General features: G+C 63.5%; 24 protein-coding genes. 10 read left to right on the top strand and 14 right to left on the bottom strand.

Annotated features, from left to right (window positions below; translation table 11 throughout):
* Positions 1-4 precede the first annotated feature (4 nt).
* Positions 5-1,927: an autotransporter assembly complex protein TamA gene (locus D3876_RS10850; protein ID WP_238475331.1), complete on the bottom strand. Its 1,923-nt coding sequence runs from the start codon at positions 1,925-1,927 to the stop codon at positions 5-7.
* Between the two features lie 162 nt (positions 1,928-2,089).
* Positions 2,090-2,296, bottom strand: a complete 207-nt coding sequence (locus D3876_RS10845) for a hypothetical protein (RefSeq protein ID WP_119762099.1) — start codon at positions 2,294-2,296, stop codon at positions 2,090-2,092.
* 184 nt (positions 2,297-2,480) lie between these two features.
* On the opposite strand from D3876_RS10845, the gene D3876_RS10840 reads away from it, so the two are divergent.
* Positions 2,481-2,660 carry a hypothetical protein gene (locus D3876_RS10840; protein ID WP_119763735.1) on the top strand — a complete coding sequence of 60 codons (180 nt, stop codon included), beginning with the start codon at positions 2,481-2,483 and terminating at the stop codon, positions 2,658-2,660.
* Positions 2,661-2,683: 23 nt separating this feature from the next.
* Here D3876_RS10840 and D3876_RS10835 read toward each other — a convergent pair whose 3' ends face one another.
* Positions 2,684-3,358 carry a S24 family peptidase gene (locus D3876_RS10835; protein WP_119762097.1) on the bottom strand — a complete coding sequence of 225 codons (675 nt, stop codon included), beginning with the start codon at positions 3,356-3,358 and terminating at the stop codon, positions 2,684-2,686.
* Between the two features lie 95 nt (positions 3,359-3,453).
* Here D3876_RS10835 and D3876_RS10830 point away from each other — a divergent pair, with 95 nt between their 5' ends.
* A complete protein-coding gene (locus D3876_RS10830) occupies positions 3,454-3,642 on the top strand; it encodes a hypothetical protein (protein ID WP_119762095.1) in 189 nt (62 codons plus the stop codon).
* Positions 3,639-3,953, top strand: a complete 315-nt coding sequence (locus tag D3876_RS10825; protein WP_119762094.1) for a hypothetical protein — start codon at positions 3,639-3,641, stop codon at positions 3,951-3,953. Before D3876_RS10830 ends, D3876_RS10825 begins: the two co-directional genes overlap by 4 nt.
* A 6-nt stretch (positions 3,954-3,959) precedes the next feature.
* On the opposite strand, the gene D3876_RS10820 is transcribed toward D3876_RS10825, so the two are convergent.
* Both D3876_RS10820 and D3876_RS10815 read right to left on the bottom strand, forming a co-directional pair.
* On the bottom strand, positions 3,960-4,850 hold the full coding sequence (locus tag D3876_RS10820) for a hypothetical protein (protein WP_147417642.1): 891 nt from the start codon (positions 4,848-4,850) through the stop codon (positions 3,960-3,962).
* A gap of 11 nt (positions 4,851-4,861) precedes the next feature.
* Positions 4,862-6,067, bottom strand: a complete 1,206-nt coding sequence (locus D3876_RS10815) for a TIGR04063 family PEP-CTERM/XrtA system glycosyltransferase (RefSeq protein WP_119762090.1) — start codon at positions 6,065-6,067, stop codon at positions 4,862-4,864.
* A gap of 226 nt (positions 6,068-6,293) precedes the next feature.
* Here D3876_RS10815 and D3876_RS10810 point away from each other — a divergent pair, with 226 nt between their 5' ends.
* The 4 genes from D3876_RS10810 to D3876_RS10795 all read left to right on the top strand — a co-directional run bounded on the left by D3876_RS10810 (position 6,294) and on the right by D3876_RS10795 (position 10,947).
* On the top strand, positions 6,294-7,655 hold the full coding sequence (locus D3876_RS10810) for a putative O-glycosylation ligase, exosortase A system-associated (protein ID WP_119763733.1): 1,362 nt from the start codon (positions 6,294-6,296) through the stop codon (positions 7,653-7,655).
* Positions 7,652-8,725, top strand: a complete 1,074-nt coding sequence (locus D3876_RS10805; protein ID WP_119762089.1) for an acyltransferase family protein — start codon at positions 7,652-7,654, stop codon at positions 8,723-8,725. The genes D3876_RS10810 and D3876_RS10805 overlap by 4 nt, the downstream gene beginning before the upstream one ends.
* Positions 8,726-8,787: 62 nt before the next feature.
* The gene (locus tag D3876_RS10800; protein ID WP_119762087.1) at positions 8,788-9,789 is read left to right on the top strand and encodes a DNA topoisomerase IB; all 1,002 of its coding nucleotides are present in this window, start codon (positions 8,788-8,790) and stop codon (positions 9,787-9,789) included.
* A 12-nt stretch (positions 9,790-9,801) separates the two neighbouring features.
* Positions 9,802-10,947, top strand: coding sequence for a mechanosensitive ion channel family protein (locus D3876_RS10795; protein WP_182911981.1), 1,146 nt, complete (start codon positions 9,802-9,804; stop codon positions 10,945-10,947).
* 64 nt (positions 10,948-11,011) lie between these two features.
* On the opposite strand, the gene D3876_RS10790 is transcribed toward D3876_RS10795, so the two are convergent.
* Positions 11,012-13,948: an L-glutamate gamma-semialdehyde dehydrogenase gene (locus tag D3876_RS10790; protein ID WP_119762084.1), complete on the bottom strand. Its 2,937-nt coding sequence runs from the start codon at positions 13,946-13,948 to the stop codon at positions 11,012-11,014.
* Positions 13,949-14,090: 142 nt separating this feature from the next.
* Between D3876_RS10790 and D3876_RS10785 the strand changes: the two genes are divergently transcribed.
* Both D3876_RS10785 and D3876_RS10780 read left to right on the top strand, forming a co-directional pair.
* A complete protein-coding gene (locus D3876_RS10785) occupies positions 14,091-14,549 on the top strand; it encodes a MaoC family dehydratase (protein ID WP_119762082.1) in 459 nt (152 codons plus the stop codon).
* A gap of 166 nt (positions 14,550-14,715) precedes the next feature.
* Entirely contained in the window at positions 14,716-15,894 is a 1,179-nt protein-coding gene (locus D3876_RS10780) for an acetyl-CoA C-acyltransferase (protein WP_119762080.1), read from the top strand.
* A 115-nt stretch (positions 15,895-16,009) separates the two neighbouring features.
* Here D3876_RS10780 and D3876_RS10775 read toward each other — a convergent pair whose 3' ends face one another.
* From D3876_RS10775 to D3876_RS10760, 5 genes are all read right to left on the bottom strand, one after another.
* Positions 16,010-16,213: a hypothetical protein gene (locus D3876_RS10775; protein WP_238475329.1), complete on the bottom strand. Its 204-nt coding sequence runs from the start codon at positions 16,211-16,213 to the stop codon at positions 16,010-16,012.
* Between the two features lie 100 nt (positions 16,214-16,313).
* Entirely contained in the window at positions 16,314-16,520 is a 207-nt protein-coding gene (locus D3876_RS10770) for a cold-shock protein (RefSeq protein ID WP_119762079.1), read from the bottom strand.
* 123 nt (positions 16,521-16,643) lie between these two features.
* Positions 16,644-16,811 (bottom strand): hypothetical protein, encoded by a 168-nt coding sequence (locus tag D3876_RS20495; RefSeq protein ID WP_182911980.1) that lies wholly within the window; start codon positions 16,809-16,811, stop codon positions 16,644-16,646.
* A gap of 176 nt (positions 16,812-16,987) precedes the next feature.
* Positions 16,988-17,197, bottom strand: coding sequence for a hypothetical protein (locus D3876_RS10765; protein ID WP_119762077.1), 210 nt, complete (start codon positions 17,195-17,197; stop codon positions 16,988-16,990).
* A 726-nt stretch (positions 17,198-17,923) separates the two neighbouring features.
* On the bottom strand, positions 17,924-19,141 hold the full coding sequence (locus tag D3876_RS10760) for a polyhydroxyalkanoate depolymerase (RefSeq protein ID WP_119762075.1): 1,218 nt from the start codon (positions 19,139-19,141) through the stop codon (positions 17,924-17,926).
* Between the two features lie 133 nt (positions 19,142-19,274).
* Here D3876_RS10760 and D3876_RS10755 point away from each other — a divergent pair, with 133 nt between their 5' ends.
* A complete protein-coding gene (locus tag D3876_RS10755) occupies positions 19,275-21,053 on the top strand; it encodes an ABC transporter transmembrane domain-containing protein (protein WP_119762073.1) in 1,779 nt (592 codons plus the stop codon).
* A gap of 463 nt (positions 21,054-21,516) precedes the next feature.
* On the opposite strand, the gene D3876_RS10750 is transcribed toward D3876_RS10755, so the two are convergent.
* The 3 genes from D3876_RS10750 to D3876_RS10740 form a co-directional block, all read right to left on the bottom strand.
* The gene (locus D3876_RS10750; RefSeq protein WP_119762072.1) at positions 21,517-21,948 is read right to left on the bottom strand and encodes an ExbD/TolR family protein; all 432 of its coding nucleotides are present in this window, start codon (positions 21,946-21,948) and stop codon (positions 21,517-21,519) included.
* A 27-nt stretch (positions 21,949-21,975) separates the two neighbouring features.
* Positions 21,976-22,470: an ExbD/TolR family protein gene (locus tag D3876_RS10745; protein WP_119762070.1), complete on the bottom strand. Its 495-nt coding sequence runs from the start codon at positions 22,468-22,470 to the stop codon at positions 21,976-21,978.
* Between the two features lie 108 nt (positions 22,471-22,578).
* A complete protein-coding gene (locus D3876_RS10740) occupies positions 22,579-23,364 on the bottom strand; it encodes a MotA/TolQ/ExbB proton channel family protein (protein ID WP_119762068.1) in 786 nt (261 codons plus the stop codon).
* Between the last annotated feature and the right edge of the window lie 6 nt (positions 23,365-23,370).

Raw genomic sequence — 23,370 nt, 5'->3', positions numbered from 1 at the left:
GCCATCAAAAGGCCTGCCCCAGCGACACATAGACAGCGATTTTGGCGTCCCCCGGCTGCGGGTTGAGCGGTGTGCCCACGTCAATGCGAATGGGACCGAAACTGGTGTAATAGCGCGCGCCGATCCCCGCGCCGACGCGCAATTTGCCAATATCGGGAAGCGTACCTGTGCTGATGTTACCCGCATCGACGAAGGGCACGACCCCGAAATTGCCGAAGCGCACACGCGCCTCGAGCGAGAATTCTATGAGGCTTTTGCCGCCGATCGGATCATTGTTGCCGTCGCGTGGACCGATCGACTGATATCCATAGCCGCGCACGGACCCGCCGCCGCCTGCATAGAAGCGCCGCGACGGTGCGATCCGATCGCTTTCGACGCCGTAGATCGTGCCAAGCCGCGTCCTGCCGGCAAGCACGATCCTGTCGCTGACCGGATGATAGATACTCCCGTCGATCTGCGTCTTCACATAGCCGAATGTGCCATCCTGGAATGACAGTTCCGGGGAGACGCGGCCGCTGAGACGAAAGCCCTTGGTCGGGTCCAGCAGATTGTCGGTGCTGTCATAGCCCAATGTTCCGGGCAAGGCGCCGATGAAGAAGGTCCGGCGGCGGGGTGTCGCATCGGGACCGACGGTATCGCGTTCGTCGGAAGCGAGCATCTCGGCGCCGATCGACCAGGTCCATTTCTTTTGAAAGACGAGGTTGCTCTGCCGCTCGATATTGCCCGAGATCGTGAAGGTTCGCGCCTCATATGCGTCGCGCTCCTCATGCTGTGCGGCGACCTGGGCGTTGAGCACGCGGTCACGCTTCATGAAGTTGTTGCGGCGGAACTGGACGCTGATCAGTTGTTCCTGCGTTCCCACGACGCCGCGCACCGTCACCGCGCCCTCGGGCTTGAGGAAATTGCGGTGCTGCCAGCTCGCCTCGAGGCGCGCACCCTCGCCCGTGCCATAGCCAAGCTCGCCCGCGATCGTCCGGGGCGGCGCGGGCTCGATCGCGACGGCGACGTCGACGGTGTCGGGAGTCGCGCCGGGAACCGGCTGAACCTTGGCCGAGGAGACGAGCCCCGTCGCGATCAACGCGCGACGCAGATCGTCAATGTCGGCGGAGTCGTATGGATCGCCGGGTTTGAATCGGCCGATCCGCTGGATGTGGCGCGCACTGAACACGTCGTCATTGGCGACGGTGACCTTGCCGAACTTGCGCGGCGCGCCGGGCTCGACATTGAGGACGAGCGTCGCGGTGCGGTCCTCATGGTCGACCACAACTTCCGGTTCGCTGACCTTGGCAAAAGGAAAGCCCTCGCGGCCGATCTTCTGGCGCAGCGCCGCTTCGCCCGCCAGCACCTTGTCCGCATCAACGGGATCGTTCTCGGTGACCTTGAACGCGTCGCGCAGCGCCTCCGCCTTGTCGCCCGCCTGATCGATGCCGCGGACGTCGACATCCGTAAAGCGATAGACCTCTCCAGGTTCGACGGTAAGGACGACGAGAACATGCCCATTGGCCTCGACCTCGACCTTGGTGTCTACGCGCGCATCGTAATAGCCAGAGGAACGCATCAACGTTTCGAGCAGTTCTTCATCCTCGCGCGCACGCCTGTCGATCTGCGCGGCGTTGGCGGGCTTGCCCTTTCCCTGTTCGAGCGTCGAGAGTTCCTTGAAGCGGGCATGCATCAGATGGGATTCAATCTTGTCGAGCCCGTCGACGCGCACGCCGTAACGCCGCTCGCCGGCAATATCGACGGCGGCGGGCACTTCAGATGTTCCGGGCGCTCCGGGTGTTTCGAGCGCTTCATCCTCGGAAAGCTCGGGCATTTTTTCGAGATCGGGCCATTCGACGCCGAAATCGGGCATGTCCGCCATCGGCGCCTCGGGATCGAACATCGGCTCCTGCGTCTGCACCTCTTGCTGCGCATGGAGGGGCTGCATCTCGCCGCACATGATAAGCGCAACCAGCGCAGAAGCTTGGGCGCAAGGCTGCAGAAAGTTGAGACGCATGCGCCTTAGTTAGCGGGACTTTCCGGGTCCCGCCAGCGCCGTTGGCATATGGCGAATGCGATCAGGCCACAAAAACCACGATTGATCACGATTTCAGTGAACGACGGCGGGAGCGTCCTCTCGCGACAGATGCACGATCAATCGTTCAATCTGTCGCCAACGGCAAAAATTGCGCACATTGCCGCGATCGCGGCTCACGTCCGCGCGCGCAGCGGCCTCGAACCCCGCATCGTCGCCGAAGCGCGCCATCAGGCCGACCGCCTCGTCATAACATGCCCGATCCGCGACATATGGCGCCATTCCCAGTGTCCCCCGCTCAACTACCCGTGGGAACTCTCCATCAAGAGCCGTGCCATTTGGCCGCGTCCAATCGAACCGCGCCATGTGATGGTCAACGATGCATTATCCCAATGCCGTTTCGGGACATCCGCCCCGCATCGGGACGGCTGGTGTGCCGCGCCGGGACGTGGCAAGGGGCGTCGACATGACGCAGAAACCCTCTTCCACGCCGCTTGCGGGCGGCGCAGCCATCGCGCTTTGCGCGATTCTCGGCGTCGTCATCGGCGCGGTCGCCGGCCAGCCTTCGATGGGATTTCTCGGCGGCGTCGGCCTCGGCGTCGCGATCGCGGTCGCGACATGGCTTTGGGACAAGCGCCGCCGCTAGACCTTGATCGTTTGAGAGCCTGATTAGGTGATTTTGCGCCCCGCCCAGACGACCCGTCCGATCACCGCCACATTGTCAGGGTTGCAATCAACCCAATCGGGATAGGCGGGATTGTCGCTGCGGATCGTGAACCGCCGTCCCGACGGATTGACCGCCAGCCGCTTGACGATCAGCGCGTCTTCGATGCGCAGCACATAGATGCCATCACGCAGACGTTCGACCGCATCGCTGCGATCGACCAGAATCTCGTCACCATCGGCAAGCGTGGGCGCCATCGAATCGCCCTCGACCGCGATCATCGAAAGCCCCGTGGGATTGCCGCCGATCAGCGCACGCAGCCACCCCGACTGAAATGCCAGGTTGACCCGCACCCGGTCGTCCGCGCCGAGCGCGCCCGGCCCCGCCGAAGCGCCGACGTCGAGCCGGGGGACGAGGATCAGATCGGGGGCATCGCGCAGCGTCGATTTCGATGGCGAGGCACGCCCCCGCGCCGGACCACCCAATATCGCCTCATCAATCCCGAAATATTCCGCGAGAAGGCGCCGGTCATCCTCGTCGAGCTTCTTGGGAACGCCGCGCTTGATGAATTGCTGGATATAGGCCGGATTGCGGCCGATCATACGCGACAAAGAGGCAAAATCCTCTCCTCGGTCGCGGATAACCCCTTCGAGATTAGCTCGGATTTCTGCCGGATCCATATTTACATTCTAACGATAGGAAAATTCCTAGACAAGTAGGAAATGACGGAACAAAAAGAGAACATCACAGACTGATTCTCTTATGGAGGCAAGGCATGCACCTGCTCAGGCGGATCGAGAGGCATTTGCGGCGACACGACATCCCTGCCACGCGCTTCGGGCGCGAGGCGGTCCGGGACCCGCGGCTCGTTCACGATCTGCGCAATGGCCGCGAACCGGGCGCGCGGCTGACCGCGCGCGTTGTGCGCTACATGGACGCCACCGATACGGGAACAGGCGCATGAGGGACGCGCATGACATACTCTCGCGTCGGCTGCGCGCCTATTTCGACGCCCATGGGCTCGCCCTGCTGCTATGCTCAAGTCGTAGCGAGCGCTGGGCGAGCGCCACATTTTCCGGGGCGCGGCACCAGTTTGGTTTCGCGATCGAGGATGCCACCGACGATATGCGAGACCGGCTCAGTCGGGCGGGCGCTGCGCTTGGAGAAGCCGACATGCCATTGCCCGGGCATATTCTGGCAGATATCGGCTTCGTGCCTTCGGGTGGTACGCCCGGATGTTTCGAGATCGAGGCGTTAACGGTGGAGGCGGCCTGAGCCGCGTCAGCGGCTGTTTGCGCTCATCCGCCGCAGTGTGCCCAGCGCATCGCGCAGTGCCTCGTCCATATCGCTGATCGAGCCGGCTCGGACAGCCGGGCGCGGCTCGGATACGGGAACTGCGGCGACCGTGCGACGCTTGCGTTCCAACCCCGTTTCCAGTCGGTGGAGCAGTTCGGTCAGACTGAGCGAGTTGCGATCTTCGGCCTCAGGCGTCGGCGCACCAAATACGGAAACGGGTTCGGACAACGGCGCATCGGCGGGCTCATCCTCGAGAGGCGCGAATTCTGCGAACTCTCCCTGGTCCGCTTCGTCCAATGCTGGCGCGTCCTCGATCTCGATCGCGATATTGGGCAGCCGCGGCGGCACCTGCCACATAGCGCGTGCGATAGGAGACAGATCGAGAAGATCGGCCTGTTCCTCGACGACGGGCTCGACAAGCTCATAGGGTTCTTCGGACGCTTCGATGAGCGCCGCGGAGGCCGGGACGTCGAAGGATCCGCCAAGATCGCTCTCGGCGAAGATCGGACGGCGCGGCTCCGTCTCCTCGACGTTCGCAAGGACGCGGCGGCGTGGCGCAAATTCCTCGACCACCAGCGGTTCGGGCCGTGCGCGGCGTGGCAATGCGCGCGCTACGCGGTCAACGATAGTCAGCCCACCCGCGGTCAGCATCATCGCGACAGCGGCCCCGCCAATGGCGCACAGGGCGCGCGCAGTGACGCCCAGCGGCGCTGCGGCGGCAGGAACCAGCTTGGGCAGGCCAGACGCGACCACGATCGTCTCTAACAGAGTGATGGGCAGGAACAGGATGGCCGTGGCCACCGCCGACCCCGCGAACACCGCCATAAGGAATGGAACAGGCAGGGCCTTGCCCAATTTGAACGCGACGGATGCCATGGCCTTATCCTTCAGAGCGCGAGCCCGGTGAGCTTCTGGTAAACGGGAAGATAACGCGAAATGTTTGACGACCAGTTACGATCGCGCTCAACGAACGCGCGCGCCGTCTCGCGGCGGAATTCCCAGCCCGCACGATCGGCGAACATGTCCGCGAGCGCCGCCGCCATCGCGGCGGGGTCGCCGGGCGGAAACAGCGTTCCGGTGACGCCGTGCTCGATCAGTTCGCGGTGCCCGCCGACATCCGATGCTGCGACCAGACGGCGCTGCGCCATTGCCTCGAGCGGCTTCAGCGGCGTCACCAGTTCAGTCAGCCGCATCGCCTTTCGCGGATAGGCGAGGATATCGGTCAGGCTGTAATAGCGCTCGACCTCGTGATGCGGGACGCGGCCGACGAAATGGATGCGATCGGCCACGCTCGACACCGCCCGCTGTGCGCGCAATGCATCCTCCATCGGCCCGCCGCCGACGAGCAGCAGGTGCGCCGCGGGGCGCTCGGTGACGAGCAGCGGCATCGCCGCGATCAGATCATCGAGCCCTTCATAGTCGTAGAAGCTGCCGATGAACCCGACGACCTCCGCACCATCAAGCCCGAGCGAACGCTTGAGCTCGAGGTCGGGCGGCGGCGGATCGCCGAACAGATCGAGATCGACGCCGTTGGGTGACACGATGATCTTGTCAGGCGCGACCCCGCGCTCGATCAGATCGTGCCGCAACCCCTCGCAAATCACCGCGACGGCATCTGCGGCGGTCGCCGCGCGGGTCTCGAGCTGGCGCGTCAGCCAATAGCGCGGCGAACCCTCGCTGCTCGTACCGTTGCCCACCGCCGCGTCCTCCCAGAAGGCGCGGATCTCATAGACCAGAGGAAGGCCGTGCCGCCGCGCGACGCGTTGCGCGGCAAGCGCATTCAGCACGGGGGAATGTACGTGAAGCTGATCCGGCTGCCATTCGCCCACGACCTTCTCTAGCCGCGCCGCGAGCGCCTGGATTTCGCGCCATTCGCGCAAGGGGCTCGGCCCCCGGGGCGGGTTTGGCGTGCGGAAGAATAGCAGTCCGTCAACCTCTTCCGGGTCATCTTCCACAGGCGCGGAATGCCTGGCGCCGGTAAGCCCCGCCACCTCCCAGCCGCACGCAAGCTGCGCCTTCAGGATGGCGCGCGTACGAAAGGTATAGCCGCTGTGGAGCGGCAGGCTGTGATCGAGGATGTGCAGGATGCGCACCGCGTTCGGGTCCCCCAATTTGATCCGGTCGCTTCGACAATGCCATGAAGAGGCTTAACGCGACGTCAACTCGGCGCAGCTAATCCTGCGCACGTGATCGACAATTTCTCTCTCGCGCTGACGCACGGACTACTGCTGCTCGCAGCCTGGCGGCTGATATTCCGCGCCGATCTCGATCGCGAGGATGAGGCTGACGGCGATACGCCCCGACCCCGTGGAGGCCCGGGTGCGTGATCTCGTCTTCGTCGCCTTCCTCATGGCGCTGTTCGCGACCGGTTTCCGGCGGCCCTTCTTGTTCGTTCTCGCCTATGCCTATGTCGATATCGTCGCGCCGCAACGGCTGACCTATTGGCTGCTCAATTCGGTGCCCGTGTCGATGATCGCGGCGGCGCTCGCGATGCTGTCCTGGGCGCTTGTCGACGACAAGCGCAACGCGCGCATCGCGCCGCGGCAGGGGCTGCTGCTGCTGCTGCTTCTCTATTGCTGGATGACGACGATCGGCGCCGACTTCCCCGTCGAGGCGGCATTCAAATGGGAATGGGTGTGGAAGGCGCTGGCCTTCGCGATCTTCCTGCCATTGACGCTGACGACGCGGCTCAGAATCGAGGCGCTGGCGCTCTACATGGTGCTGTGCGCGGCCTCGATCATCATCGTCGGCGGGATCAAGACGCTCGGTTCCGGCGGCGGCTATGGCGTCCTGAACCTGATGGTCAGCAACAATGCCGGGCTATACGAAAGCAGCACCATTTCGGCGATCGCGATCGCGATTATCCCGCTGATCCTTCACCTGATGAAGTTCGGGACGGTGTTTCCGCCCGACTGGCGCGTGCGGCTGTTCGGCTTTGCGCTTATCTTCGCGTGCCTGCTGATCCCGATCGGCACCGAGGCGCGCACCGGGCTGGTTTGCATCGGCGTGCTCGCGGTGCTGCTGCTGCGCGACGCGAAGCGGCGGCTGCTCTATCTGGGGCTGATGGGTGGCGCGGCCATGCTCGCGCTCCCCTTCCTCCCGCAAAGCTTCACGCAGCGCATGGGCACGATCGGCGAATATCAGGCCGACAGCTCCGCCTCGTCGCGCGTCGCCGTATGGAAATGGACGTGGGACTACGCCAAGGATCATCCGATGGGTGGCGGCTTCGATGCCTTTCGCGGCAACAACCTGCGGGTCGAGAAGGTAGAGATGCAGACCGTCGGCGCGGTGAAGGATGTCACCAGAACGATCGAATATGATCAGGCGCGCGCGTATCACAGCGCCTATTTCGAGATGCTGGGCGAACAGGGATATCCGGGTCTGTTGATCTGGCTGACCATCCAGCTCGGCGGGCTTTGGCGGATGGAGGTGCTGCGCCGCCGCTATCGCAACGCCGATCCCGACCAACGCTGGATCGCGTCGATGGCGACCGCGCTGCAGAACGGGCAGGCCATTTACATGGTCGGCGCGCTGTTCATCGCGATCGCGATCCAGCCTTTCGCGCTGATGATGATCGCGCTCCAGATCGGACTGGACACATATGCGGGCCGCCGAGCGAAGGACCAGGCGTTCCGGCCAATGGGGGGCCAGCGCCGCACGCCGGCGCCGGCAGCGGCATGAACACCCGCCCCACCGCGCTCGATAGTCTTACCGGCATCCGCGGGCTCGCGGCGTGGTTCGTCGTCTTTTATCATGTCCGTTCGGGTATGGGCGGCTATGCGCCCGAGGCGGTGATGGCGGTTCTCGCCAAAGGTTATCTGGCGGTCGACCTGTTCTTCATGCTCTCGGGCTTCGTGCTGTGGCTCAACTATGCAGACGCGATGCGCGACCGCGCGCTGAGCGCCGCGCCACGCTTCTACTGGCGCAGGATCGCGCGCGTCTGGCCGCTCCACATCGTCATCCTCGCGGGTCTGGTCGCCTTCGCGCTGGCGCTGATCGCGACGCACCGCGCGGACGACACGGCCTATCCGCTTGCCGAGCTGCCGCTGCATATCGCGATGCTGCAAAATTGGGGCCTGACGGACACGCTGAGCTGGAACCACCCCGCATGGTCGATCAGTTGCGAATTCGCGGCCTATCTGCTCTTCCCTGTGCTGGCGTGGAGTGTGGACTGGCGCAAGGCAGGGTCGATAACGCTCATTGCCGCGATCGTCGCGTTGGCTGGACTGGCCTGGCGCGTCATCGACACACCGGGGCTCGGCGACGACATTCCCCGCCTAGGCCTTTGGCGCTGCCTGATCGAATTCACCATGGGCACGATGCTGTGCGCGCTCTGGCAGCGCTGGCGCGGCGATCGGCGCGCGGCTCCGATCGCGGCCGGCGCACTGGCGATCGCGATTGCGGGCTGGACCGCAGGGCTGGCTGAAACCTTCATCGTACCGCTGATGCTCGCGGCGCTGCTCGCGCTGCTTGCTTTTGGCGACGACGCGCGCCGCAATCCGCTTCGGGCGCGTCCGTTCGTCTGGCTGGGCGAAATAAGCTATGCCACCTATCTCGCGCATTTCCCGCTCTTTATCCTGTTCAAGCTCGCGTTCGTCGAAGATCCCGCGCGGATCGCGCCGGCTCTGCTCGCGCTCTATCTCTCGCTCGTGTTGCTCGCTTCCGCGCTGCTGTATCGCTGGGTCGAAAAACCCGCCCAGCGCGCGCTCAATCACCTTGCTTCGGGCACTCGAAGCGCCGCCCACGCCTGACCATTTCGGAACGAACCCCGTCCGCTGCGGGTTCAGATCGCATTGGGATTGAAGGATTTGGCGTGCCGAAACTCTGTTATGTCGATGACAGCCTGCCCGGTATCACGCGCCGTCGACGCGGACGTGCCTGGGCCTATTTCGATCCCAAGGGCGACCGGATTACCGACCGCTACGAGATCGACCGGCTCAATGCGATCGCACTGCCCCCCGCCTATAATGATGCCTGGTACTGCCCGTCCGCCGACGGCCATATTCAGGCGATCGGCTATGACCAGAAAGGGCGAAAGCAATATCGCTATCACCCTGATTTCCGCGCGCAGCAGGAAAGCGCGAAATATGATCGCTGCGCGGATTTCGGGCGCGCGCTGCCGCTGATCCGCGCGCGCGTCGAATCCGATCTGCGCCGCGGAGGGCTTGTCAGGGAACGCGCGATCGCCGCCGTCGTGCGGCTGCTCGATCTCGGCCGCGTCAGGGTCGGCAACGAAGCCTATGTAAAGGCCAATCGCAGCTTCGGCGCGACGACCCTTCGGACGCGCCATGCCGAGGTGCGCGGCCAGACGCTGCATCTCAGCTATCGTGCCAAATCGGGCAAGAACCGCGTGCTCAGGGTGACCGATGGGTCGCTTGCACGCTTCGTCAAACGCTGCCAAGATCTGCCGGGACAGCATCTGTTCCAGTATCTCGACGATACCGGAACTCCCCAACCCGTCAGCTCCACCGACGTCAACGCCTATATCCGCGAGGCGATGGGCGACGACTTCTCCGCCAAGCATTTCCGTACCTGGGGAGCGAGCGTGCTTGCCTTCGAGGCGTTGCATGCCACCGCTGCGCCCATCAGCGTGACAGAATTGCTCGAGCCAGTCGCCGCGGCGCTCGGCAACACGCCTGCTATCGCGCGAAAATCCTATGTTCATCCCGCGCTGATGGACCTCGCCGGCAAGACGAGCCCTCTCCCCTTGCATCTCCCCCGCGCCACCCGGTATCTCAGCCGCGCCGAACGCGGGCTGATCGACTGGCTCGACAGTCCTCACGCGAAATCGGCGAAATCCGCGATTGCGGCCTGACAAGGAATGCTGATGACTTCGACCGCCAACGGTGCCGAGCCGATCCTTGCCGACGTGGAATCAAGCCGGACACTGGTGCAGTTCTGGGACGACAGCATCGCGTGGATCTCCAATCACAGCGTCGAAGTGCTCATCGCTTCGGGCATTGCGGTCGGCATCGTCTTCGGATTGCTGTTCATCCGGCGTGTGGGCGTGAGACTGTGTCGCAAGGAGGATCACACGGGCTGGCGTACGATCGTCGGCCGCGCGGTTTCGAAGACGAGCACCTTCTTCATGGTAATGGTCGCCGCCCGGCTGGTGGCGGGCTATGCCGAGGCGCCGCCGCTGGTGTTCCGCACGATCGCATTCCTGTTCACCATCTCGGCTGTGCTCCAGTTCGCGGTATGGGCGCGCGAAATCGTGCTTGGCATGATCGAGCGCCGCGCGGGCAGCGACGATTATCATGGCGAGGCGATCGGCAACGCCATGGGAATCATCCGGCTGCTCGTGAGCTTCGCGGTTTTCGCGATCGCGGGCGTCGTCGTGCTCGACAATCTGGGCGTCAATATTACCGGCCTTGTCGCGGGGCTGGGCATTGGCGGCATAGCGATCGGCATGGCCGCCAAAGGCGTGTTCGAGGATCTGTTCGCCGCGCTATCGATCCTGTTCGACAAGCCTTTTCGCCGCGGCGACGCGATCAAGTGGGATTCGACCGGGGGCGGGACAGTGGAATCGATCGGGCTCAAGACCACACGGATCCGCGCCGTCAGCGGCGAGGAGATCGTGGTCTCAAACGCCAACCTGCTCAACAAGGAGTTGCACAACATGACGCGGCTCCATCGCCGCCGCTACACGCTGACCTTCGGCGTGGTCTACTCCACACCCGCCGATGACTGCTCGCGAATCCCCGACATTGCGCGCGAGGAGATCGAGGGGTTGAAGAAATGTCATTTCCTTCGCTGCGGGATGACGGGTTTCGGCGTCAACGGCCTCGAATTCGAGGCGCAGTTCGACGTCCTCTCCGGCGATTTCGAGACCGCCTTCGCCACGCGCAACGCCGCGTGCATGGCGCTTCTCAGCCGCTTCGACAAGGAGAAGATCGTCTTTGCAAACCCGGCGACCATCGCCCCGCCGCCCAAGCCCACCGAAGAACTCTGGGCGGCCGCCAAGCAGGGTTGAGCAGCCGGTTTTAGCTGTGGGGCGAACAGCGTTGCGGGATACGAACCTATCGTCTCCCCTGCTCTCAAATTCCCATATCGTCGAGCGACAGCAGCGTCGCATTGCCGCCCGCCGAGGTCGTGTCGGTCGAGGTGACGCGCTCCGCCGTGAAACGATGAAGATAGTGCGGACCGCCGGCTTTCGGGCCGGTGCCCGAAAGCCCTTCGCCGCCAAAGGGCTGGCTGCCCACAATCGCGCCGATCATCGACCGGTTGACGTAGAGATTGCCCACGCGCGACAGCGCCTCGACGGTCTCGGCGGCGCGCGCAATGCGGCTGTGCAGCCCCATCGTCAGACCGAAACCCTTGGCATTGACGCGCGCAACCGTCTCCTCCAGCTCGCCCGCCTTCCAGGTGGCGACATGGAGCAGCGGGCCGAACCATTCCTGGTTGAGTTCTGACAGATCATTGAGGCGGATGACCGTCGGAGGCACGAAGAAGCCTTCCGTCGGCGCATCGACAGTCTTCACCCAATGCGCGCGCATCGTCTGGCGATAGTCCATCAACCGGGTGAAGGCCGACCCATCGATGACAGGTCCGACATCGGTACGCGGATCGGCCGGATCACCGACGATGAGCGAGTCCATCGCGCCCGAGAGCATTTCCAGCGTCCGTTCGGCGATCTCCTCCTGTAAGAGCAGCACGCGGAGCGCCGAGCAGCGCTGGCCCGCCGAGCGGAAGGCGGAGGTTACGACGTCCTGCACGACCTGTTCGGGCAGCGCGGTCGAATCGACGATCATCGCGTTGATCCCGCCCGTCTCGGCGATCAGCGGCACCAGCGGTCGCGCATCGTCATCGAGCAGGCTGCGCGCGATTTTCTTCGCGGTCGCGGTCGATCCGGTGAAGGCGATGCCCGCAACGCGCGGATCGGCGACGATGGCGGCGCCGACTTCGGGGCCGCCCGGAAGCAGAATCAGCGCATCGTCGGGGATTCCCGCTTCCTGCGCGAGCCCAACCGCCCAGCCAGCGATCGCGGGCGTCTGCGGCGCGGGCTTGGCAATCACGGTGTTTCCCGCGACGAGCGCGGCAACGGTCTGGCCAAGGAAGATCGCGAGCGGAAAATTCCACGGCGCGATCGTCGCCCAGACGCCCTTGCCCTCCATGCGGAGCACATTGCGCTCACCCGTGGGTCCGGGGAGTTCGATGGGCATCAGCCCATCGCGCGCACGGGCCGCATAATAGCGACAGAAATCGACGGCCTCGCGCACCTCGCCAAGCGCGTCGGGGATCGTCTTCTTCGCTTCCTGCACCGCGATCGCCATCAGTTCGCCGCGCTGTGCCTCGAGCAGATCGGCGAGACGCTCAAGGCACGCCGCGCGTTCGTCGACCGGGGTCGCAGCCCAGGCTGGAAAGGCGGCCTGCGCACGTTCGACCGCAGCGCCAACATCGGGTGCGACAGCCTTGCCGGGGGTGAACGGCAACTTCGAGACGGTCTTCACCACCTCTTCAAGCAGCGGCGGATCCTGAAGGTCGATGCCAGTGCTGTTCCGGCGGTCCGCGCCGAACAGGTCGATGGGCAGCGGGATCGAGGGGTGGCGCGTGCCCCCAACCTTCGCGATCTTCTCGGCAGGATCGGCAAGCAGTTCGGCGTCGCTCAGATGCTCGTCGGCGAGCTGATGGACGAAGCTTGAATTCGCGCCGTTCTCGAGCAGACGGCGCACGAGATAGGCGAGCAGGTCCCGATGGCCGCCGACGGGCGCATATATGCGGCAGTGATAGCCCTGTTCGCGCACCAGCCGCTCGTAAAGCCCTTCGCCCATGCCGTGGAGCCGCTGGAACTCGAAATCGCGGCTGTCGCCCGCCCATTCGAGGATCGTCGCCACAGTCAGCGCATTGTGGCTGGCAAAGGCGGGGTGGATGTTCTTCGCCGCCAGCATGTCCTTCGCGCAGGCGAGATAGGACACGTCGGTCGCAGCCTTGCGCGTGAACAATGGGTAATCGGAAAGTCCCGCCTCCTGCGTGCGCTTGATCTCGCTGTCCCAATAGGCGCCCTTGACGAGGCGGACATTCACCAGCCGCCCGAGCTCGTTGGCCCAGGCGATCACGGGACGCGCGCGCTTCGAATAGGCTTGCACCGCCATGCCGAAGCCGTCCCAGCCCTTGAGCGCGGGGAGCGCCGCGACCGCACCGATGATGTCGAGGCTCATCTCGAGCCGCTCGGATTCCTCGGCGTCGACCGTGAGCGCAATGCCCTTGTTCGCGGCAGAAACCGCCAGCGCCTCGAGCATTTCGGTCAGCGCAGAAACCGACCGTTCCCATTGCGCGACCTCGTAACGCGGGTGCAGCGCCGAAAGCTTGACCGAAATCGAATGGCCTGCCCCGGGGTCCTTGCCCACCGCGATGATCGCCTGTTCATAGGCGGTAAAATAGTTGTCGGCATCGGGGAAGGTGCGCGCGGCTTCACCGAGCATGTCGAAGCTCGCGGTGAAGCCCTTGTTCTCGGGCTTGGCCATGCGCTTCGTCGCTTCCTCGATCGTGCGGCCCATGACGAAGATCTCGCCCATCATGCGCATCGCTGCGCCCACCGCCTGACGGACAAAGGGCTCGCCCGCACGCGCGATCAGGCGCTTGAGAACGCCCGACTTCTCGCTCTCGCTCACCAGCGCGCGTCCCACGACGAGACCCCAGGTCGCCGAATTGACGAGCTTCGAATTGGATTTGCCCGCGTGCGCGCGCCAGTCGGCATCGCCGAGCTTGTCGGCGATCAGCGCATCCGCGGTCTCCGGATCGGGCACGCGCAGAAACGCCTCCGCGAGCGACAGCAGCGCAACGCCTTCGGAGGTGTTCAAGCGATACTCCTGGAGAAACTGGTTCACCCAGCCGTCATTCTGCGCGGCGCGCAGGTCTGCAAGCAGCCCGCCGGCGCGAACGAGGACGCCGGCGCGCGTGGCCGAGTCGAGCGTCGCGTCCTTCAGCAGCGCCGCCAGAACCTCGGGCTCGGGGGCGCGGTGCAGCGCGCGCATGGCAGGAATGAAAGGTGACGTTGCGGAATCCATCGCTTTTGACTCTCCGGCTTTTAGCGCCGTATTTTCCGGGTCAGGGCGATTACGGCGCGCAATAAAGTTACGCGCGCCTATGCTCCCGATGCGAATGAAAGGGAAGAGGATGAAGCACGTTCCCGTTGCGGAATTGATGGCGAAAAAGGGGGAGGTCATCGGCGCCTCCGAATGGGTGACGGTCGACCAGGCGATGATCGACAAGTTCGCCGACGCGACGGGCGATCATCAATTCATCCATATCGATCCCGACAAGGCGAAGCTGACGCCCTTTGGCGGCACGATCGCGCATGGCTTCCTGACGCTTTCGCTTTTCCCGCTGCTGTTCGAAAAATCCGACGCACCGCGCGCGGAGGGCGTAAAGATGGGCGTCAACTATGGGGGGAACAAAGTTCGTTTCCTTGCGCCCGTCCGCTCGGGCAAGCGCGTGCGCGGTCATTTCAAGCTGCTCGATATTGAAGAGAAGCGACCCGGCCAGTTCCAGCAAACCGTCGAGTTCACCGTCGAGATCGAGGGCGAAGACAAGCCCGCACTGATCGCCGAGTGGATCAGCCAGTTTTTCGTGTGACCATCTAAGCCCTCTCCCACTTTCGCGGGAGAGGGTTGGGTGAGGGTCTTCTTCTTACTATCTTCCCAACAATGCCCCTCACCGCTGCGACTAGGCCCGGAAAACCGGGCCAAGTCTCGCTCCTCTCCCGCGGGTGCGGGAGAGGGTAACCATATAGGAGCCCCCAATGCGTGACGCAGTCATCGTTTCCACCGCCCGCACCCCGATCGGCCGCGCCTATCGCGGCGCGTTCAACAACCTGCCCTCGCCCACGCTGGCGAGCCATTCGATCAAGGCCGCGGTCGAGCGCGCAGGGATAGCCCCCGCCGAGGTCGACGACGTGATCTTCGGCTCCGCGCTCCAGCAGGGGCATCAGGCGGGCAATATCGCTCGCACTTCGCTGCTGCGCGCCGGGCTCCCCGTTTCCGTCGCGGGCATGTCGGTCGACCGCCAGTGCGCCTCGGGCCTGATGGCGATCGCTACCGCGGCCAAGCAGGTGATCACCGACAACATGGATATCGTCATCGGCGGCGGCGTCGAATCGATCTCGCTCGTCCAGACCCCCCAGATGCGCGTGGCCCCCGACCCGGAGCTGGTGGCGATGCACAAGGACATCTACATGCCGATGCTCCAGACCGCCGAGGTGGTGGCCAAGCGCTATGGCATCAGCCGCGACGCGCAGGACGAATATGCGCTGCAGTCGCAGCAGCGCACTGCAGCCGCGCAGGCCGCGGGCAAGTTCGATGACGAGATCGTGCCGGTGACGGCGAACATGGCAGTCGTCAACAAGGAGACCAAGGAAGTCTCCTACAAGGAAGTCACGCTCGCCAAGGACGAGGGAAACCGAGCCGATACGACGATCGAGGGTCTGAAGTCGCTACAGCCCGTGCTCGGGCCCGACATGAACATCACGGCGGGCAATGCCAGCCAGCTTTCGGACGGCTCGTCGGCAAGCGTGGTGATGGAGGCGAAGCTCGCCGAGAAGAAGGGGCTGACCCCGCTCGGCCGTTATGTCGGCATGGCGGTTGCGGGCACCGAGCCCGACGAGATGGGCATCGGTCCCGTCTTCGCGATCCCCAGGCTGCTTGAGCGCTTCAACCTCAAGATGGACGATATCGGACTGTGGGAGCTGAACGAGGCGTTCGCGGTGCAGGTGCTCTATTGCCGCGACAAGCTGGGCATCCCCAACGAGCTGCTGAACGTCAATGGCGGCGCAATCTCGATCGGCCACCCTTATGGCATGTCGGGCGCGCGCATGACCGGCCATGCGCTGATCGAAGGCAAGCGTCGCGGCGCCAAGCACGTCGTCGTCACCATGTGCATCGGCGGCGGCATGGGCGCGGCGGGCCTTTTCGAAGTGCTATGATCCGTACCGGCGACAAGGCCGGTTACTGTGCGATACGACTACGGGCCGGGGTGCGGAAGCGTCCCGGCCTTCGCACATTCAGCGTCGTCGCGGGATCAGGCGCTGGAGGCGTCGGCTAATCTGCCTTGGAGCAGCGTGTGGCTTCTTCGCGAACCAGGCGTTCGGCGTGGACTCGCTCGGCCTGGTCGGCGAGCCGCTGCCAGACCTGCATGGATCGCAGACATTGCTGCCGGACATTGTCCAGCGAGGCCGCTTCGGCGTCAGCTTGCGCCTGATCGGCCTGTTCGCGACAAAATTGAGCGCGCAGCATCATCGACATAAGTTATTCCCGCAATCGTCGAGGGCGCGGGGTAGGACGAAGGCATGCGCGCAGGGGTCGCGCCCGACACGCATGCCTTCTTCCCCCAAAGGGGGTTCCCTCAGGCCGATGCGAGCTTTGTCGCGGACATCTTGCCGCGCTTGTCTGCTTCCAGTTCATACGACACGCGCTGGTCCTTATCGAGCGTGCGCATGCCGGCAGCTTCCACCGCCGTGATATGGACGAAAGCGTCGGTGCCGCCATCCTCGGGCGCTATGAAGCCATAGCCCTTGTCGGTGTTGAAGAATTTGACTGTGCCGATGGGCATGATGCTATTTCCTTGGGTATCGCCGTTGTGCCGCCGCGAAGACGGGTTCAACGGATTGCTGGAACCGGAATCTCGATCGCCCCTCATACCGTCCGGTCCCAGCCGGTATGGGGGGAAGCTGGTTCAGGCTGCGGCGAGGCCGCGGCTTCCCGCACGACGAAACCGCGCGATGCGGTCGCCATAAGCGCGCGCGAGTCTTTCCTGCGCGCGGCGATTGTAAGGATCGTCCGCAGAACGCGCGTGCATCAGCGCGACCTGTTGGCGATAATATAAGAAATTGAGGTCTTCCACTGTCGCTCTCCGGGCGGAACAAGCGGGAGCGCGCAGCGTCTCTCAGCCGCGCGAAGGCTTGCAGGCAATGCTCGCGCGATAGCTAAGGCCTAGCATGATACCGCTGACCTGTCGCATAAATTCGCTCAAACTTTGCTGATTACTTCACAAAAATGGCGCAATTTCGAGCTTTGGCCCTATTTTGCTGCAAACTGCCCGGCCTCAGCACCGAAGTTCTCGCGCGCATAGGCCCTGGCTGCCGCCGCGCTCTTGAACATTTCGTCGTGCCGCGTCGCGGTCACGATCGGATAGCCTTGCGAGTTGTAGCGCGTATCGCGCACGGTCAACCGAAAATGGCCATCCTCGTCTTTGTTTATCAGGAAGGGGCGGATCGGCGGGGTCGACATGGGCGATATCCTTGGCAGCGATAATAATGAGCCAGGCAACTGAAGTGTTGCCTGGCGCGTGTGTCAGCCGAGCAAGTCGGCGACGATTTTCTTCAGTTCCCTTCCCGACAACGGGGAGGGAAGCATTCGCCCGTTCGGCGGCGGTGCCGCGTGGACGGAGGCGAAGGCAGGTGAGAGCCGCGGTCGGCTCGAAACGATCATTTGGGTATTCATAAATCCTCTGGCAGGCGTGTTCGCCTGCAATACGTGACACGCTCACGCAGCACGGCGCCGCGCACCAAGGCGCGCACCAACAAGGGAGCCAACGGAAGGAAGCGCTAGCTTCGCGCCACAAACTTCCCTTCCATGCAGTGACCGCAACCGCGGAAAACCAGGCAAAAAGGGAAGAACAAGACTCGCCGTGAACGGCGTAAGCAAAAGCAATATAAGGTTTCTGAAATAATATTCAACGGCAGCGAGATATTCTCAAAATTTCCTCGGAAAATCTCGATATATGAGGCGCTATTATATCGTACTCAATTTGAGCGATATCGGCTGAAAATAAGCCATTTTATTGGAAAAATCTGATCAGCCGCGACGCCAACGGAATGTCGACCTTTGAGGATCGATCCCTGAGATCTGGCCACGGCGCGTCATTTTTCTTCTGGGCACGGCTCGATGAATCACGCCATTCGATCGCGTTGGTGCGCCTTGATGGCAGTTGCGAACCGAAGTCCGCGCATCACATCAATCGAACTTCGCGATCCACGCCTCTACAACCGGCGCAATCCTGGTGCGCCACTTGCTGCCGTTGAAGATGCCGTAATGGCCGACTTCCGCTGCGAGATGGTATTTCTTGAATTTGGCTGGCAGCTTTTCGGCAAGCGTAAGCGCCGCTTTTGTCTGCCCCACGCCCGAAATGTCGTCGCGCTCGCCTTCTATCGCCAGGATGGCAATGTCCTTGATCGCGCCGGGATCGATGCGCTTGCCACGATGGTGGAACTGGCCGCGCGGCAACAGATGTCGCTGAAATACCGCATCGACGGTCTGGAGGTAGAATTCGGCGGTCATGTCGCAGACCGCGCGATATTCGTCGTAGAACCGCTTGGTTGCATCGGCGCTGTCGTCATCGCCCACGACGAGATGCTTGAACATCTCCCAATGGCTCGTCATGTGATCGCCGAGATTCATCGACATGAAGCCCGCGAGCTGCAGGAAGCCTGGATAGACGGCGCGTCCGGCACCGGGATAGTGCATCGGCACGGTTGCGATGACATTCTGTTCGAACCAGCTATGCGGCCGTTCGGTCGACAGCTTGTTGACTGCGGTCGGCGCTTCTCGCGTGTCGATCGGGCCGCCCATCATCGTCAGCGTCTTCGGCCGGCAGGGATGTTCGTCCTTCGCCATCAGCGCGGCCGCCGCATAGCAAGGCACTGAGGGCTGGCACACCGCGAGCATGTGAGCGCCCGGACCGATATGTTCGAGAAAGGAGACGATATAATCGATATAATCGTCGAGATCGAAGCGTCCCTCACGCAGGGGAACCAGCTTCGCGTCGCGCCAATCGGTGATGTAGACGTCGTGCCCCGGCAACATACGCTCCACCGTGCCGCGCAACAGCGTGGCATAGTGCCCCGACATCGGTGCGACGATGAGCAGCTTCGGGCCGCCCTCCACTCCGTCGCGCACGAAGCGCTTCAACTGGCCAAAGGGCTTTTGAAGGACGATCTCCTCGGTCACCACCACCTTGCGGCCGTCGATTTCAGTCTGGACAAGTCCAAATGCGGGTTTGCCACGCGGAGCCGCTGCATGCGCAAACACGTCAAGCGCTGAAGCCACGATAGGCCCGCCGCCGAAATAGGCGAAGGGATTGACGGGATTCTGAAGGAATTCCGCGCCAAGATTGGCAAAGGCGCTGGCGCCCGCGAGCAGCGAGCGCTGCATTTCATAAGCGTTGTAGAGCATGTGTTCCCGCTGCTTCCCGTGTCTGTGCCGGGCATCCTCTTTGTCACAAAACCGTCTAAATCATTTTCGCTGCAATGCGAAACACCAAAGCATGCGATTGAGCGTTTTGCACGCAACTGCTAGGCGCGGCCGCATGGCGAGCGAGACGCAGCAAGCAAGCACTACCGGGCGCAAGCTCGGCAGCCTTTCCATGGTCTGGGCGATCGCGCTCCGCTATCCGTGGCGGATCGTCGCGGCCGCGCTCGCGATGCTCATCGCAGCATCCGCTACCTTAGCGATTCCCGGCAGCTTCCGGCTGATCATCGACCGCGGTTTCACGATCGGCGGCGGCGATATCGGGCGCTGGTTCCAGTATCTGCTGCTGATCGTCGCGGTGCTGGCCATGGCGACCGCGCTGCGTTTCTATTTCGTGTCATGGCTTGGAGAACGCGTGGTCGCAGACCTGCGCCGCGACGTGCAGCGGAACCTCTTGCGTCTCTCGCCCAGCTTCTTCGAAGAGAATCGCCCCTCCGAGATCGCATCGCGCCTGACCGCGGACACCACGATCATCGAGCAGCTCGTCGGAACTACCATTTCGGTTGCGCTCCGCAATCTGGTCATGGCGGTTGGCGGCATCATCTATCTGTTCACGCTGTCCGCGAAACTGACGGGCATGATGCTGATCGGCATCCCCGTGGTGATCCTGCCCATCGTCGTGCTGGGTCGCCGCGTCCGGACGATATCGCGCAGCAGCCAGGATCGCGTCGCCGACGTCGGCGCGATGGTCAGTGAGGTACTGGGCGCGATGAAGATCGTCCAGGCGTTTGGACAACAGCAGCGCGAGAGCACGCGATTCAGCACCGCCGTGGAGCGCGTATTCGACACCGCGCGCCGTCGCATTCTCGTCCGCGCGATCATGACGGCAGCGGTGATCGGCCTGATCTTCAGCGCGATCACCCTGGTCATGTGGCAGGGCGCGCTCGACGTCGCAGCCGGGCGGATGAGCGGCGGCACGATCGCTGCCTTTGTGCTCACCGGCGGGATTGTGGCGGGCGCCTTCGGCTCGTTGACCGAGGTTTATGGGGATCTGCTGCGCGGCGCGGGCGCCGCGGGTCGCCTGTCCGAGCTGCTTGCCGAGAAGCCCGCGATCGCCGCCCCCGCGCAGCCCCGCGCGCTTCCGCTACCGCCGCGGGGCGAACTCGCCTTTGAACATGTCACATTCCACTATCCCACGCGGCGCGAAACGAGTGCGCTCGAGGACTTCTCGCTGGCTGTTTCGCCGGGTGAGACGGTCGCGGTGGTCGGTCCGTCGGGCGCGGGCAAGTCGACGTTATTTCAGCTCATCCAGCGCTTCTATGACCCCGACCGGGGTGTTGTGCGCCTCGACGGCGTAGCGCTCCCCGACGCCGATCCTGCCGAAATCCGCGAGCGGATCGCGATGGTGCCTCAGGAAACCGTGATCTTCGCGGCCTCGGCGCGCGACAACCTGCGCTACGGCAACTGGGACGCGAGCGACGATGATCTCTGGGCCGCGGCCGAGGCCGCCAATGCCGCGGAGTTCCTGCACAGACTGCCGCAAGGTCTGGATACCTTCATGGGCGAAGGCGGCGCGCGGCTGTCAGGCGGTCAGCGTCAGAGGCTCGCGATCGCGCGCGCCATCCTCCGCGATGCGCCCGTCCTGCTGCTCGACGAGGCGACCTCCGCGCTCGATGCCGAGTCAGAAAGGCTCGTGCAGCAGGCGCTGGATGCGCTGATGCGCGGCCGCACCACGCTCGTCATTGCGCACCGACTCGCGACCGTTCGCGCCGCCGATCGCATCGTCGTGATGGAACATGGCCGCATCGTCGAGCAAGGCAATCACGACACGCTGAGCGCCGACGGTGGACTCTATGCCCGGCTCGCGCGGCTCCAGTTCGAGGGGCTCGCCGCCTGACGTCGTGACGCGGCTCAAGTCAGTCGGAAGCCCCAATGCGACGAGTTGCGCCAAATTGCTAACGAGTCGTTAACCATTTCACTGTCTATTGGAGGCCGCCTCGCATCGGTCCGAGGCACGCGTTGCCGTACCCTTTTCGGTGGCTCGCGTCCGGGAATTGGCGCACGGTTCCCGGAGCTTCAGACCGATCCGTAATGCGTAACAGTGAAGAAAGAGTTTTTATGAAGAGTTCGGACTATCTGCAGGCCGACCTCGTCGCGCTCGCCGTCATCCTCGCGGGACTGATGGTCTACGGCATATGGATCCTGGCCTACACGCTGCTGGGAGGATGAGCCGGGCCATAAGGCTGGCGACGCCTGCGCTGGCGAGCTTGCGCGCCCGCCCCTAATCCGAGCATGCACCCAAAGAAAAAGGGCGGACCCAACGGGCCCGCCCTTAAATTCTTCATTCAACCAGCAAAAATTTACCAGGTACGGTACTGCTCGTTGCCGACGAAACCCATCTTGGTCACTTCGGATTTCTTGATGATCGCCAGAACCTGATCGACCACGTCATAACGGGCCTGCGCATCGGGCTGGAAGTGCAGCTCGGGCTCGGGTTCCATGACCTTGGTGCGATCCAGATACTGACGCAGCGTGACCTTGTCGATCGGGCTGCCGTTCCACATGATGACCCCTGCCGGATCGATCGAGATCTTGTTCTTGTCCGGCTGGATCGGCGGCGGATTCTGCCGCGCATTTGGATCGTCAACCGGAAGATCGACCTTCACCGCATGGGTCTGGATGGGGATGGTGATGATGAACATGATGAGGAGAACGAGCATGACGTCGATCAACGGCGTCGTGTTCATTTCCATCATCGGCTCGCCATCGTCCTTGCCGCCGCTCATTGCCATTTCAGCTAACTCCTCAAACTCTTCTGATTACAGACGCTGGGCAACGAAGCTGCCCGCCGGCGGCTCGGAAATAAATCCAACGCGCGAAAAACCGGCCATCTGCATCGTGAAGATCGTACCGCCAATGCAGCGGTAGGGCGTGTTCACGTCGCCGCGGATATGCGCCTCGGGCATGTCCTCTGCGGTGAAGTTTTCCAGACCGCCCTTCTTGTCGATCTCCGCTTTCAGCTTCGCAACTGCACGATCGAGCAATTCCTGCGAGCTGACCGGGGTGAGATTCCAGTAAACCTCGCATTCGCCCGCCGGTCCGGCCTTGACGGAGAGCGAGACGTTCTCCGGCTTGGTGGTCGTCGGGTCGTGGCGAACCTCGGGAAGCTTGAGGTCAACCGTCTGGATCACGACCGGAACCGCGATCAGGAAGATGATGAGGAGCACCAGCATGACATCCACGAGCGGCGTCGTGTTGATGTCCGACATAGGGGTGTCACTATCGCCCCCACTGGGTCCAGCACTGATTGCCATGTATTCGGATCCTATCCTGCTATGCTTCCGGCATGGCGCCATGCGCCGCCGAAAAAGTCATCGGAAGACGGAACGGCGACCCGACAGGCCGCCGCTCCATATCCGTAATCAGGCCTTGGTGGCAGCGCCAGCCGTGGCGGTCGCGGGCTTCGCGGCCGGGGCGGGGCGGCCAACGACGGCCGGCTTCACCGCACCGTTCGAGACCATGTAGCCGTGTACGTCGTTCGAGAAGGCAGCGAGGTCTTCGGCGATCGACTTGTTGCGGCGCTGCAGCCAGTTATAGGCAAGCACCGCGGGAACGGCGACGGCCAGACCGAGCGCGGTCATGATCAGCGCTTCACCGACCGGACCGGCGACGACGTCGATCGACGCCTGACCCGACGCACCGATCTTGATGAGCGCGCGGTAGATGCCGATAACCGTACCGAACAGACCGATGAACGGTGCGGTCGCGCCGACCGTCGCGAGGAACGCGAGGCCCGTGCCGAGCTTCGAGTTGATCGCGTTCTGGCTGCGCTGCAGCGAGCCGTGGAGCCAGTCATGCGCTTCGACAGGGTCGGTCAGCTTGTTGTGCTGGTCCATCGCGATGAGGCCGTCGTCGACGATCTGCTTGTAGGCCGAGTTCTTCTCGAGCTTGGCAGCGCCTTCCTTCAGGCTGGGGTTGTTCCAGAAGCTCGAACGAACGCGCTTCGACTGGTTGATGATCTTCTGCTGTTCGAACAGCTTGGTGAACATGATGTAGAACGAGAAGACCGACATCGCGCAGAGGATCAGGAACACGGCCCATGCAATGGTACCGCCCTGCTCGAGCGCGGCCATCAGGCCGTAAGGGTTTTCACCGGCGTGGGCGGCGGGGGCGGCTCCGGCCGCGGCTGCTGCGAATTGAATAAACATTGGGGT

The organism is Sphingomonas cavernae (assembly GCF_003590775.1).
Classification (GTDB): Bacteria; Pseudomonadota; Alphaproteobacteria; order Sphingomonadales; family Sphingomonadaceae; genus Sphingobium_A; species Sphingobium_A cavernae.
Note: the sequence above shows the minus strand (reverse complement) of the source record. Positions and strands in the feature narration are given on the sequence as shown.